Origin of the sequence: Pyxidicoccus trucidator, from assembly GCF_010894435.1 — a bacterium.
Lineage (GTDB): Bacteria > Myxococcota > Myxococcia > Myxococcales > Myxococcaceae > Myxococcus > Myxococcus trucidator.
In genome coordinates, this window is the sequence record NZ_JAAIXZ010000001.1 from 264,443 (window position 1) to 278,221 (window position 13,779).

The window sequence follows — 13,779 nt, forward strand, 5'->3', positions numbered from 1 at the left end:
GTTCGCCCCCCGCGCTCACCCCGCCTTGTACGGCGGGAGGACGAGCGTGGGGGTGCCACAGCCCTCCGCGGTGGGGAAGAACGTCAGGTCCGAGCCCACGCCGCGCAGCGCGCGGAAGGTCTCCAGCACGGGCAGGTCCAGCTCCATCGGCGCCACCCGGCGCACGCGCTGGCCGGCCCGGACTTCCCACCCCGCGGCGACCAGGGTGACGGTGCCGGGCCTGGGCATGGTGGTGAAGGTCTCCACGCGCGCCACCAGCTCCGTGTAGTGCTCGGGGAGCACGGTGCCTCGCGGCACCACGTAGGGATTCACGCCTTCCGGTGACGGTGGCGCGGAGGCCGCACGCAGGCCGCGACCGCCTCCGGTGCTCCCCAGCCGCGCCGCCGTGGAGGCCGAGTGGAGGAAGCCCAGCAGCCGCCCTTCCTCCACGAAGGACTGGGCGTGCATGGGCACGCCCTCGTCGTCCACGCTCCGGTGCCGGGTGCCCCGGGGATGATGCGGGTCGTCCACCACGCCCAGCACCGAGGGGAACACCTTGCGGCCCACCGCTCGCGCCAGGGCGGGCGTCGCCGCGGCTACGTCCCCTCGCAGCAGCCAGATGAGTCCCGCGACCAGCGGCGCGGCGACGGCCGGCCGGAGGACGAGGGGCAGCTCCGGATTCGCCGTCTCGGCCGGCCCTTCGAGTGCCTCCACCGCTTCCGCGAGTCGGACGCGGAGCGCGTCGAAGTCCTCCTCGTCCTCTTCACGCGCCGAGGCCACCGCGTCCACCACCGCGCCTCGCGCCGTCTCGCAGCGGATGAAGAGCTCCTCCCTCCAGCCGGTGCTGACCCGGCGCGTGCCGCTCTCGCGGATGAGCGCGCTCCAGTCCGCCACCTGGGTGAGCACCGCGGCCTGCACCAGCGTGCCCTGGGGGACCGCGCTCTGGAGGAGGTGCTCCATCCTCTTCGCGGCTCGCTCGGGTTGGAGCACGGGCGGTCCGGCGGGTACGTCGGTGGGCCCGACGGTCAGCACTGGCAGGGGTCCTCCTGCTCCCGGGGCGGCATGCCTCTCGGCGGACTCCAGCACCCGCTCCAGGTCCGTGGGGCTTCCGAGAGGCAGCGCCGCGTGTCCCCGCCGCTCGTCCCAGGCCACTCGCGCGGCGGCGTCCCATGACTCGCCGTGATTGAGGGTGGCGGCACCGGCGTCATGCTCCAAGGAGAGGCGGCGCTCCACACGAAGGAACAGCTCCGCGTGGGTGGGGGTCCGTGCTCGCGTGAAGGCCTCGAGCGTTGCGCTCGCGGACGCCAGCAAGGCCCGGGGCTCCATTGCCGCGTGGGCGTCGCCGTTCTCCGTGCGCTCGTCTCCGGGGGTGCCGCGCATCCCGTTGCCTCCACACGCGTGTCTGGGGCGCTCCGGCCCGTGTTCGCGAGTCGCTCGCGGACCGGAAACGGGGCCGAGGTCCGTGGCGAGGATACCCCCCTCCGAGGAGAGACGGCAGGCCGGAGTCCCTGGCTGGGGGCGGACCGCACCGGAAGGAACGTTCATTCCGGAGCTCGGTCGTCCCGGGTTGAGGGGCCGCCTCTCGTGGCCGGGCGCCGGAAGGAACGCTCATTCCGTTTCGCCGAGGGATCCGGGTGGCCATGCGCCGGCCACAGGCAGGTGGCGTATGCTCCCAGTTCCGGCCCTCCGCCGACTCCGTCCGTCGCATGCGTACCCTCAACCGAGCCGCGTGGGCGATGGCCGGGCGTCACGCCGAGGAGCCCGGACATTCCGTACGGGAGACGCATGGGTCGGGACTGGTTCGTCGAGCGGCGAGAAGTCAGCGAGGTGCTGCACCAGCGCTCCGGCCCGCGCGTCCCCGCGCCCACCCTGGAGCGGGGCTGGTCCGCGCGCCGTGACACTCCCGCCGGCACGGAGCGGCACTGGACGCAGGTGGCGGGTGACGGCCCCGAGCGCGGCGCGCTGCCGGAAGCGCTCGCGGACCGGGCTCGCGCACTGCTGGAGGCCACGCCGGTGCTCCGTCCCGAAGAAGGCGCGGCGGAGGAGGTCGCCCGGAGGCTCGTGGCCACCGCTCGGGCCGGAGGCGCCGCGCACCTGGACGTGCTGCTGCGCGAGGTGGACCGCCGCACCCTGTTCGCCACCGAGACACGCACGGTGGAGGACCGGCAGCGCTACGCCCTCCTGGAGGTGAAGGCCTTCGTCGACACGGGCTCCGGCCTCTCGGAGCTGTGGCGCTGCGCCGCCTGGCCGGACGGGACGCGCATGCGCGCCGCCCTGCCGGAGCTGGAGACGCTGGTGGAGGACATGCTCCGCGAGCTCCGCGACAGCGCGCCCGTGGTGCCCTGCCCCTCCGCCTCGCTGCCCGTGGTGCTCCCTCCCGGCGCTGCCTCCGCGTGCTTCTTCCACGAGGTGTGCGGACACCCCCTGGAAGGAGACGTCGTCGCGCGCGGAGGCTCGTACCTCGCCCGGCGCCTGGGCCAGCGTGTGGCCGGTGAGCACCTCTCCGTCTCCGACGACCCCACCGATGGCCACGGTGCGCTCGCCTTCGCCTGGGACGACGAGGGCCACGCCGCGCGCCCGGTGACACTCATCCGCGCCGGCACCGTGGACGCCCCGCTGCTCGACTCCCGGAGCGCACTCGCCCTGGGCCGCGCGCCCGATGGCCACGGCCGCCGCGTCAGCTACCGCCACGCGCCCCTGCCCCGCATGGCCCACACCCGCGTGGAGCCCCACCAGGGCCACCTCGACGCACTGCTGGCGGACGTGCCCCACGGGCTGCTGGTGCGGCACCTCACCCCACGGCAGATGGACCTGCTGTCAGGCGACTTCAGCTTCTACATCGTGGAGGCCCGCGAGATTCGGGACGGCCGCGTGGGACGCCGCGTGGGCCCCGGCATCCTCCGGGGCAACGGGCTGGAGGCGCTGGCCGCCATCGACGCGGTGGGCGCGGATGCGAAGAACCTCTTCGCCACGCGGGGCTGCCGGAAGCTGGACCATGGGCCGCTGCCCGTGTCCTTCGGTCAGCCCACGGTGCGCTTCCGACAGCTCACCGTGGGGCCCTGGCGTTAGAGCGCCGGCCCTCGCGAGCCGGCACTCCCTTCCTGCTCAGCCCTCGGACGGAGGATCCGGGAAGCACAGGAAGCTGAAGTCCGGAGGCGGATACGGTTCGGCGTACGGGTCTTCCGGCGTCTCCTCCACCGGGGCCATGGCGTGCAGCCGGGCGAAGGAGAGGCCCGGGGGCAGTCCCCCCGCCTCGAAGGGAGGCGCAATCCACGGCCGCCCCTGCTGCTCGTCCGTCACGGTGTCCACGAAGCTCACCGACACGCCGGTGGACGTCCCGGGCGGCACCACCAGCGCGTAGTAGCCGAGGCTGCTCACGCCGTTGCGCGTGGCCGTGAAGCCCATCTCCGACTGGCCGGGCGCGCCCGACGGCGGAGCCCAGTCGATGGCGTACAGGGTGCCCACCGTGGTCTCCGCGGCGATGTCTCCGCTGGGGAACATGAACAAATCCAGCACCGGGCTGGGCGCGAACATCCAGACCAGCGCCACGGAGCCGCGGGCCGGGTCCACCAGCTGCGCCACCGTGGTGGGAGTCCCCGTCTCGGTGGAGAGGGTCTGCGCCAGCGCCCCGAGCGCGCCCGCCTCTCCCACCATCACCGGCGCCTGCACCAGGCACTGGTTGCCGGTGGGCGACACCGGGCGCAGCGTCGTCGTGGCGTGGTAGGGCACCGCGGGGATGGGAGCGAAGCCGGCCTCGGCGGGGAAGAAGTCCCCGGCGCCCACCGACAGCATCGGCGTGGGCTCGGCGCGCATGGCGTAGACCACCGACCGGTCCGGCACCACGCCCTGCGTCTGGAAGTTGCCCCAGGGCGGCAGCGAGGGGCCGCTGCTGTCCGCCACCTGGCCCTCGGGGCCCAGCAGGTTGACCTGCGCGAACCACACGGAGGCGCGAATCTCCGTGGGCAGGCCGTACAGCAGCGCGGGCGGCGGCGCCCCGTCGTTGGGGTCCTCCGGGTTCACCGGCCACGTGACGAAGGCATAGAAGAGCGCCTCCGGGTCGAACACGACGCCGGAGACGGGCACCCGGCGCTCGGGGAGCGCGTCGATGAACGGCGCCTGGTTGACGGGAGCGGCGGCCGGCGCCGTGCTCTCCCCGCAGGCGGAGAGGGTGGCGGCGGCCAGCGTGCTGGCGATGAGGGAGCGTACCTTCATGGGCGGTCCTCGGGGGCTCAGCGGGGCGGCAGGATGTGCTCGGCCGGCGGCGTGACGACGTGGCACGACTGAGCGCAGTTGCCGTAGGCGTTGGGCGTGTTCTGGAAGGGAGCGAAGCGCAGGTCGAAGTACTCGGTGCCGTGGGACTGCACGTGGCAGCCGTCACACGTCATCTGGCTGGGCCACAGCGCGCTCTCACGCGTCAGGTGGCACAGCGTGCAGTCACCCTTGTTCTGGTTGTACTTGCGCGAGTTGATGTGCACGCGGTGGATGACGTCCGGCAGGTAGCCCACGCCCTCCTCGACGTGGCAGGACTTGCACGCCTCCACGTGGTCCACCGACAGGCCGTGGTGCACGTTGGACAGCGAGTTCACCCCGTTGTGGCACACCTGGCAGTTGCCCACGCGGCCCGGGTAGCTGGTGGGCTGCTCCTGGCCGACCTGGAAGAAGAAGGGGTCCAGCCGGTTGAGGCGCTCGCCCATGAAGGAGCGGTGGCCCTTGAGGAGGATGGCGTAGGTGCCCGGCTGCGCGTTACCCGGGAGCGGGACGGAGTACGTGGTGGGCGGCAGGGCGTCACCGCCGCCGGAGATGCGGTTGGCGCCGGGCGGCAGGTAGAAGCGCGGGTCGCTCTGCAGCGGGAAGGAGAAGTACGGCAGGTCATACGAGCCGCGGGACACCTGGAGCGCGTGGAGCGGGCCCACCACCTTGAAGCCGGACTCGGAGGCGCTCGCGTCACGGTAGGCGGTCTGCATGTACTCGTTGAAGTACGCGACGCCGTTGGACTCCTCGGCGAGGAAGGCGTTGTAGCTGGGCATCAGCTCCTTCGGGTGCAGGCCGTGGCCCTCGCCATCGCGCAGCGACACGACGAAGTTCACCGCCTCGCCGGGCATGAAGAAGCGGCCGTTGGACGGGCGGCCCAGGCGCACGGCCTGCTCCAGACCGAAGCCGCAGGGCACCTGCTCCTCGGTGGCGAGGCCGTCCGCGTCCAGGCTGTAGCAGGTGGCGGGGCGCTCCGCCTCCGGGGCGAACGTCACCGGGAAGAGGAACGGCGACTTGGGCAGCAGGCTCCAGGTGATGCGGATGACGCCCTCACCGGTGAGCTGCGGCATGGTGAAGGACTTGAAGGGGTTGGTGGACCCGGAGAACGACGTCTTGATGATGGTCTTGTAGAGGGGCTCGGTGCCGGGGAGCGGGTTCACCGTCGGGTCGCCCGGGAACCGCGGCCGGCCGACATCCGTCACCGTCCAGCTGGCGCGGGTGCGGCCGGTGGTGGGGCTCTCCGAGAGGAAGTCGGTGCGGTTGTAGACGGTGGTGGTGCGCACCTCGCCGTCGGCGTCCAGCACCTCGAGCGTGAGCGTGTCGTCCAGCGACAGCATCCACGCGGCGTTCTCGAAGTACGTCTCGCGCTGGAAGTTGACGTCCGAGTCGTTCGTCCACTCGTCGCGGCCGATGCTCACGCCCGTCCAGTCCAGCTCCTTGAAGCGCGACTGCTTGCGCATCCAGAAGGCCGGGCCGTGGCGGTCGTTGTAGTTGGTGTGGACGTTGAAGACGGTGTCCACGGCGCTGAACTCGCGCAGGAAGTAGCTGACGCCCGGGGTGACCTGGATGCGCGCCGTCGGAGGTGCCGGGGCCTGGAGAGGGATGCCTCCGTTGAGCGACTGGCACTCGGTCGGGTAGTCATCGAGGACCAGCGAGCCGGCCGACACGGCCTCGCCGCTGGGGAGCATGGCGCAGCCGTTGAAGTACAGCAGCGACAGCGCGATGGCACCCGAGGCGGCGCTGGAGTACGGGTCGAAGGCTCTCGCCCCGCGGCCTCGCGTCCCCTCTACGTCACGGGTATTGAGGACGTCACAGCCGGCGACAAGCACCAGCACGGCGATGAGCAGGCTCTTTGGTAGTTGGGTCATGAGGGCACGCGTCCGTGTGCCACACCGGGGGATGGGGCGGGACGGAGAGGTGTCAGGGACTCGCCGGGCAGTCTACCGGCCACTTTCATTTGACGCCAGAAGGGGTCACCCACCAGGGGGTGCCGGGGCGGGTGCAGCAGCGGGGACGGTGCGCAGGTAGCGGTACAGCGCCCTCAAGTCGTCCTCGGCCAGCCCGGCGAAGAAGCCCCAGGGCATGGACAGCTTGTTGACCTGTCCCGCCCTGGCCGGAGCCGGCGCCACGTCCTTGAAGGCGGTGAAGCGGGCGACGAACGCCGCCTCGTCGAGAGCGCCCAGGCCCTTGGCGTGGGGCGTCAAATTGGGGACCGGCTCGGGGCCGCGAGGGGTGGGCAGCGAGCGCCCGCCGGCGAAGGCCGTACCCGCCTCGTCCACGCCCGCATGACACGCCGCGCACTGGGCGACGGCGGCCAGGTAGCGGCCCCGGGAGACGGCGTCCTTCGCGGGCTCGGGCACGGGGGCCTTCATCGGAGAGGCCAGCGACTGGTACTGCGCGTACACCTCTTGAGGAATGGCCGAGCGCGGCGTGGTGCTCGGCGCCGGGGGGACCTGACGCAGGAAGGCGATCACCGCGCGGGCGTCCGCGTCCGACAGCTCCCGGTAGAGAAGGAAGGGCATCAGCGGGAAGAGCGTCTTGCCGTCCCGGCCGGTGCCGTCGCGCAGGGCTCGCATCAGCTCCTCGTCCGTCCACCGGCCGATGCCGTGCTCGGGGTCCGAGGTGATGTTGGGCGCGCAGACACGGCCGGGCAGCTCCCAGGCCTCGTCCCAGCAGGCGCCGGCCAGCGGAGCGCCCGTGACGGGGCCCCCATAGCGGTTCCAGTCGCGGGCGCTGTGACACGAGCCGCACGCGAGCACGTGCTCCACGAGGTAGCGGCCGCGCTCCATGGGAGCGGGAGCCGCGGTGGCGACAGGGGCCTGCGTCCTGGCCGGAGCGGCGACGGGGGCCGACGCCTTGGCGGGAGCGGGAGGCGGTGACGCATCGCGCTGACAGGCGCAGAGCGCCAGCAGCAGGGGCAGCCAGGCACGCATGGGTGGGTCGTTCCTCATTCCGGGGTGGGGGCGTCCACGGGCGTGCCCAGGCGCAGGGAGATGATGCCGCGGCGGTACTCGATGGGCAGCCGGTCCGCGGGCGTGTGGACCTCGCCGGAGAAGTCCACCGGGTGGGCCCGGGGACGCACTCCCTCCAGGACGCGGCGGTCCTGTTCGAGGATGGCCAGCTCGCTCTTCACGAACATGTCCGGGAAGTGGTTCTTCAGCCTCGGGTGGTACGAGGAGAAGTAGAAGCAGCGCATCGACTCCTCGGAGAGCGGCGAGGCGATGGCGTAGACGGTGTGCACGTAGAAGAGCGTGGGCTTGAAGGCGAGCCGCGCGGCGAACGGGTACGTCACGTCATAGGTCAGCGTGGTGCGGTCCACCCTCGCGGGCACGCCTTCCATCGCGGGCGCGAGCGCGGGGTAGATGACGCGGGCCCGGACGCCCTCGGGACGGCGCTCCACCTCATAAGGAGGCACCTCCTGCTCGTCCGGGTTGCCGAACGTCCCCTTGTGCACCCAGGACAGGTGCGCCACGTCGAGGACGACCTCCATCATCCGGCCGGCGGAGACACTCCAGTCCAGGTGCGGCAGGGCAACGGTGGCCACGCTGCCGTCCTCCAGCTCCGGCCAATCAGGGAGCGGGGCGGCGGGCTCGGGGGACAGGCACACCCAGACGAGGCCGTAGCGCTCGGTGGCGCGAAAGGAGGAGACGCGGGCCGTCGCGGGGATGGGCGCAGCCGGCCGCGAGGGCACGTGCACGCACCGCCCGTCCGTCCCGTACGTCCAGCCGTGAAAGCCGCAGCGGAGCCCGGCCGGGGTGACTTCTCCGGCGGCGAGGTCCGCGCCACGGTGGGCACACCGACGATGCGTGACGGCGACGCCCGTGCCCGTGCGCCACACCACCAGGTCCGTCTCCAGCAGGCGAGCGGCCAGGGGCTGCGCACCCAGCTCCTGTGAGAACGCGACCGGGTGCCAGTACGAAGAGAAGTCCTCGACGTAGGAGCGCACGACCCTCACGCCAGCGCGAGCGGGGCGATCTTGCTTTCGATTTCCTCGAGGAGGAAGTCGATCTCCTCGAGCTCATCGAGCTTCTCGGGCGCCACGGAGACCGCGTTGGATTCCGCCGCGCTGGCCGTCGCCAGGGAGGCGGAGGACGACGACATGGACTGCTCGGATTCCGTGGCCTGCGACTGCACGTTCTCTTCCGACGCCATGAGGGTTCCTCTCAGCAACACGTGGGGGGAGGAGATGCTCACGGCAGGCTGGGGGCGCTGTCAATGCGCGGCCCGCCAGCCACGGTCAGGGCTGACACATGTTTTGAACCCGCGACTCGTATACGCTGGCGGCGCCCCCGATGACGCCCTCCCCTCTCGCTCGCGCCGCGGCCGTGGTCTGCCTGCTCTGGAGTTACGCCACGCTCGCCGAGCCCTGGAGCGGCGCGGAGCCTGGCGTCACCACGCTCCAGCAGGTGCTCCTTTCCTTCGGTCCTCCCAGTCGACAGGTCCATGAGCGGGGTGAGGTCATAGTGACCTACCAGCGCAAACAGGCCCCGGACGGCGCGCGCGTCGCGCGGTTCCACTTCGACATCAATGACGGACGGCTGCGGCGCATCGAGGTGACGCCCACCCGGCCGATGAAGCGCGCCGGAGTCGAGGCCCTCCACGGGCCGGACTGCGCGACGAGCGCTGGCGGGAGCCGGGGCTGTTTCGAGGCCGCGACAGCACCGGCACGGCAGACGTGGCTTCACTATCGCTCGCGCGGGCTGAGCGTCCTGGTGGACCGGCAGCAGCGCGTGAAGACGTGGGTGTACCTGGAGCCGGCGGCGCGGAGCGAGCGCGCTCCGTCCTCACCTACCGAGGCTACCGAGCCTGCCGGGCTCGCCGTGCCGGCCACCGCGGACGCGAAGGACGTGCCCGAGCTGGCGCCCGCGAGCGGCACCGAGGCCATGCCTCCGCTGGCACCACCGCCTCCTCCCGAGGACTCCTCCGCCGGGCTCGCGACGGCCATGGTGGTGGACGACGACGCGCCCTCCTCTTCCGGGAGCGACCTGGCTCCGCCGGCCATGGCCGATGACCTCAGCCCCACGGCGCCGAGCACGGGGGCGGGAGACGACTCGCTGGTCCAGGGCTGGCAGGGGCCGGAGGAGTCTTCCGGCGGCGCCGAGGCGTGGAGCGAGCGGAAGCAGGACCCGCTGGCCGTGGGCGGCTTCTTCTACCAGCGCGCCGAGGTGGTGGGCCTGCGCTCGCAGCAGAAGACGTCGCTGGAGCCGTCCTTCCCGGCGCTCGCGGACATCTACCTGGACGCCACGCCGTCCACGCGCGTGCGCGGGTACATCCTGGGACGGCTCGGGTACGACCCGCTCCAGGCGGAGGGCGGCGGCCCGGACATCGGCCTGGGCCAGCTGTGGCTGAAGTTCGACATCGCGAGGCACGTGTTCGTCACCGCCGGGCGCCAGGAGGTCCGCTGGGGCAGCTCGCAAATCTGGAACCCCACCGACTTCCTCCAGGCCCCCAACCCGGACCCGCTCAACAACGTGGACCTGCGCACCGGCGTGGACATGGTGAAGCTCACCGTGCCGTGGGAGGCCATGGCCTCCAACCTGTCGCTGCTCGGCACGGTGGAGCAGGAGGGCGTGGGCACCGACGCGAGGCGGCTGCGCTACGGCGGCGGCATCCGGGCGGAAGTCGCGGTGGGGCCGGGCGAGGTCATCGCCTCGGCGGTGTTCAGCCAGGCGCGCCGGCCCCGGTTCGGCCTGGACCTGTCGACGGCGGCGGGCCATCTGGACCTCAACGCCGAGGTGGCCTACGTGCAGGACTCGCCCACGCGGCTGTGGGCGCGCGAGGGCGACAGCTTCGTGGAGCGCGACTTCGGCGGAGGCCAGGTGCTGGCCAGCGCCGGTGTCTCCACCCAGTTCGAGTTCGCCGAGCTCTACCGCGCCATCGTCCGGCTGGAGGGCTTCTACAACTCGCTCGGCTATGACGACCGGGCCTTCCTGCCGTGGCTGAGCTCGCAGGGCGACTTCCGGCCCCTCTACTTCGGGCGCTACTACGCCATGGGGCAGATCAACATCGGCCGTCGCGGCCTGTCGCAGCGTTCGGTGACGCTGACCACGCTCGCCAACCTGGAAGACGCGTCGTACCTCTCGCGGGTGGACTTCCTCACCACGCCCTTCGACACGCTGGAAATCTACGTCCAGACGTTCATCGAGGTGCCCTTCGGCGCGCGCGGGAGCGAGTTCCGCTTCGAGGCCGTCCCCGCGGACCCGTCCGTGCCGTCTTCCGGGCTCGGTGTGTTCCGCGCCGGCCTCAGCCTCCTGATGCGCATCTAGCCCCCGGCCCTTCCGGCCTGGCGGCTTCGGAATCCTTTCATGACCTCGAGATCCGACCTCGACCCCAAGGACCCCGCTGCGAAGCGCGAGCTGCTCCGGCAGCTCCTGGAGCGCAAGTCGCCGGAAGGCACCGGAGCGCCGCGCAACGTCGTAGCGGGCCCCACCCGCCGCGCGTCGGGCTCGCCCGCCGTCCTCTCGCCCGCGCAGGAGCGCATGTGGTTCCTGCACCAGCTCCGGCCGGACACCGCGACCTATGTCGTGCCCTGGGCCGCGGCGCTGGAGGGCCCGGTGGACACGGGCGTGCTGGACTCGGCACTGCGCGAGCTGCTGGCGCGGCACCCGGCGCTGCGCTCCGCGTTCCCTTCTGTGGATGGGCGTCCCCAGATCCTCTTCCACGACGTGCCTTCGCGGGTGCTGGAGGTGGAGGAGGCCGGAGACGAGGCGAGGCTGGAGCAACGGCTGCGCGAGGAGTCGTCACGCCCCTTCGACCTGGAGCGTGGGCCGCTGTACCGCTTCCGGCTGCTGAGCACCTCGCCGCACCGGCACCTGCTGGTGCTGGTGTTCCACCACCTCGTCACGGATGGCGCGTCCATCAACGTGCTGATGCGCGAGCTGGGCGTGCTTCACACCGCGCTCGCCCGGGGCGAGGCCCCTGCCCTGACGCCCCTGCCCCTGGAGTACGCGGATGTCGCGGCATGGCAGCACACCCCGGCCGCGTCTGCTCGGGAGCCGGAGCTGCTCGCGTACTGGAAGCGGCAGCTCGACGACGCCCCTCGCGGCCTGGAGCTGCCCGCCGATTTGCCGCGGCCCGCGCTGCGTTCCGACCGGGGCGCGCTGACGGAGCGGCTCGCGCTGTCTCCGACGCTCGTGGGGGCGCTCCGCGCGTTCTGCCGTGAGCACCAGGTCACTCCGTTCATGGTGCTGTACGCCGCGTTCTCCGCGCTGCTGTACCGCTACTCGCGCCAGGACGACTTCTGCGTCGGCACTCCCGTCTCCGGACGCACCCACCCCGCAACCGAGGGGCTCGTCGGCCTGTTCGTGAACACCGTGGTGCTGCGCTCGCGCGTGGCGCCGGGCGACGCCTTCACCACACTGCTCGCGCAGGCGCGGAGCACCACGCTGGAGGCGCTGGCCCACCAGGACCTGCCCTTCGAGCGGCTCGTCCAGGCGCTCGGCGTGGAGCGGGACTCCGGCCAGACGCCCCTGTTCCAGGTGATGTTCGACCTGTTCCGCGTGGAGCACTCGCTGGCGGACGCCTTCCCGGGCACGGCCGCTCGCGACGTGCCGCTCGACACGGGGGCGTGCGAGTTCGACCTGCACCTGACGCTCTTCGAGAGCGAGTCCGGCTTCGACCTCTTCGCCCGCTACAGCACCGACCTCTTCCAGGGCCCCACCGTCCGGCGGCTGCTGGGGCACTACCTCCACCTGCTGAGCCATGCGCTGCGAGCTCCACGCACGCGCGTCGACTCGCTGGCGCTGCTGCCGGACGCGGAGCGTGCGGGCGTACTGAGCGCATCCAGCCCGCCGCGCCGTCCCTTCCCGCTGGAAGCGCCGTTCCACGAGCACTTCTCCGACCAGGCCGTGCGCACCCCGGAGGCCGTGGCGCTGGCCGCGGCCGGTGGCGTGCGGTGGACGTACGCGGAGCTGGAGGCGTGGACGAACCGCGCCGCGCGGCGGCTGGTGGCGCAAGACGTGGAACCGGAGTCGGTGGTGGCCGTGCTGGGCCGGCGTAGCGAAGCCACCGTGCGCGCGCTGCTGTCGCTGCACAAGGCGGGTGCTGCATATCTGCCCCTGGACGCACAGCTCCCGGCCGCACGGTTGAGCACACTGCTCGCGGAGAGCCGCGCGCCGTTCGTCCTCGCGCTCGGGCCGGTGGAGGCGCTGCTGGCGGAGGTGCTCGCGCAGGTGCCCGAGGCAGTCCGTCCTCGCGTGCTGTCGCTGGAGGGGTTGGAGGCGGAGAGCGCGGGACGCCTGCCTCCGCGTGCCACGCCCGAGTGCCTCGCCTACGTGCTGTTCACCTCCGGCTCCACCGGTACGCCCAAGGGGGTGATGATTCACCACCGCGGCATGCTCAACCACCTGCTGGGCATGCGCGACGCGCTGGGGCTGGGGGAGCGGGACGTCCTCGCGCAGATTGCCGCGCTCAGCTTCGACATCTCCATCTGGCAGATGCTGGGCGCCCTGCCCGGTGGTGGCACCACGTACCTCATCGAGGATGACGTGGTGAGAGACCCGCCGCGCCTGGCCGAGGCGCTGCGGGAGAGTCGAGCCACCGTCATGGAGATGGTGCCCTCCGTCCTCCAGCACGTCCTGGAGGGCGCGGGTCCCGATGGCACCTTCCCGGACATGCGCTGGGTGGCGCTCGGTGGCGAGCCCGTGCCGCCCGCGCTGTGCCGCACGTGGATGGAGCGCTGCCCGAAGTGCCGCATGGCGGATGCCTACGGCCCCACGGAGAACTCGGACGTCGCCAGCCTGTATTTCCTGGACGGGCCGCCGACTGGCGCCTTCACCCCCATTGGCACGCCCAAGGCCAACATGGAGGTGTACGTCCTGGACGACGCGCTCCAGCCCGTGCCTCCGGGCGTGGTGGGTGAGCTGTACCTGGGCGGCCTGGGCGTGGCGCGTGGCTACGTGGGCCGTCCGGACCTCACCGCCGAGCGCTTCGTGCCGCACCCCTTCAGCGCCGAGCCCGGTGCGCGACTGTACCGCTCCGGCGACCTGGGACGCTGGCTGCCCTCCGGCGTGCTCCAGTTCGTCTCGCGCGCCGACCTGCAGGTGAAGGTGCGCGGCATGCGCGTGGAGCTGGGCGAGGTGGAAGCCGCCCTGGCCGCCCTGCCCGGAGTGCGCTCCGCCGCCGTCACCGTCCAGCGTCGGGGGCCTGGCGACTCCTGGCTCGTCGCCTGGGTGGTGCCCGCTTCCGCCGACGTCTCCACCGAGTCGCTCCAGCACGGGTTGGCGCGTGTCCTGCCCGCGTACATGGTGCCCTCGCGCTGGGTGCTGCGTCCCTCCCTTCCCCTCACCTCCACCGGCAAGCTGGACCGCAAGGCCCTCGCCTCGCTGCACCTGGACGACACATATAATGATGCGCCCTCCGCCGGCGGCCCCGCCCGGGGGCCCGTGGAGGAGCTGCTCGCCCAGCTCTTCGGCCAGGTGTTGGGCCTGGAGCGCGTCGAGCGCGAGGCCAGCTTCTTCCACCTGGGCGGCCACTCGCTGAGCGCCACGCGGCTGGTGGCCCGGGTGCGCCAGTCCTTCGGCGTCCAGCTGCCCCTGGCTGCCTTCTTCT

General features: G+C 72.2%; 9 protein-coding genes. 3 read left to right on the plus strand and 6 right to left on the minus strand.

The features are described 5' to 3' along the window. Positions 1 to 15: 15 nt before the first annotated feature. Positions 16 to 1,359, minus strand: coding sequence for a metallopeptidase TldD-related protein (locus G4D85_RS01200; RefSeq protein WP_240359007.1), 1,344 nt, complete (start codon positions 1,357 to 1,359; stop codon positions 16 to 18). Between the two features lie 405 nt (positions 1,360 to 1,764). Here G4D85_RS01200 and G4D85_RS01205 point away from each other — a divergent pair, with 405 nt between their 5' ends. Then, positions 1,765 to 3,048, plus strand: coding sequence for a TldD/PmbA family protein (locus G4D85_RS01205; RefSeq protein WP_164007068.1), 1,284 nt, complete (start codon positions 1,765 to 1,767; stop codon positions 3,046 to 3,048). A gap of 36 nt (positions 3,049 to 3,084) precedes the next feature. Here G4D85_RS01205 and G4D85_RS01210 read toward each other — a convergent pair whose 3' ends face one another. The 5 genes from G4D85_RS01210 to G4D85_RS01230 form a co-directional block, all read right to left on the minus strand. Further along, positions 3,085 to 4,191, minus strand: coding sequence for a hypothetical protein (locus tag G4D85_RS01210; protein WP_164007070.1), 1,107 nt, complete (start codon positions 4,189 to 4,191; stop codon positions 3,085 to 3,087). 17 nt (positions 4,192 to 4,208) lie between these two features. After that, positions 4,209 to 6,098, minus strand: a complete 1,890-nt coding sequence (locus G4D85_RS01215) for a hypothetical protein (RefSeq protein WP_164007072.1) — start codon at positions 6,096 to 6,098, stop codon at positions 4,209 to 4,211. Between the two features lie 105 nt (positions 6,099 to 6,203). Further along, positions 6,204 to 7,163, minus strand: coding sequence for a c-type cytochrome (locus G4D85_RS01220; RefSeq protein ID WP_164007074.1), 960 nt, complete (start codon positions 7,161 to 7,163; stop codon positions 6,204 to 6,206). Between the two features lie 14 nt (positions 7,164 to 7,177). Beyond that, complete coding sequence (locus G4D85_RS01225) at positions 7,178 to 8,176, minus strand: aromatic ring-hydroxylating oxygenase subunit alpha (protein ID WP_164007076.1); 999 nt, start codon at positions 8,174 to 8,176, stop codon at positions 7,178 to 7,180. Between the two features lie 5 nt (positions 8,177 to 8,181). Then, entirely contained in the window at positions 8,182 to 8,331 is a 150-nt protein-coding gene (locus G4D85_RS01230) for an ammosamide/lymphostin RiPP family protein (protein ID WP_164009013.1), read from the minus strand. 191 nt (positions 8,332 to 8,522) lie between these two features. Between G4D85_RS01230 and G4D85_RS01235 the strand changes: the two genes are divergently transcribed. Together G4D85_RS01235 and G4D85_RS01240 are read left to right on the plus strand one after the other, a co-directional pair. Then, the gene (locus tag G4D85_RS01235; RefSeq protein ID WP_164007078.1) at positions 8,523 to 10,496 is read left to right on the plus strand and encodes a hypothetical protein; all 1,974 of its coding nucleotides are present in this window, start codon (positions 8,523 to 8,525) and stop codon (positions 10,494 to 10,496) included. 39 nt (positions 10,497 to 10,535) lie between these two features. Further along, the coding region (locus G4D85_RS01240) for a non-ribosomal peptide synthetase (RefSeq protein ID WP_164007080.1) at positions 10,536 to 13,779 on the plus strand (3,244 nt) is incomplete at its 3' end.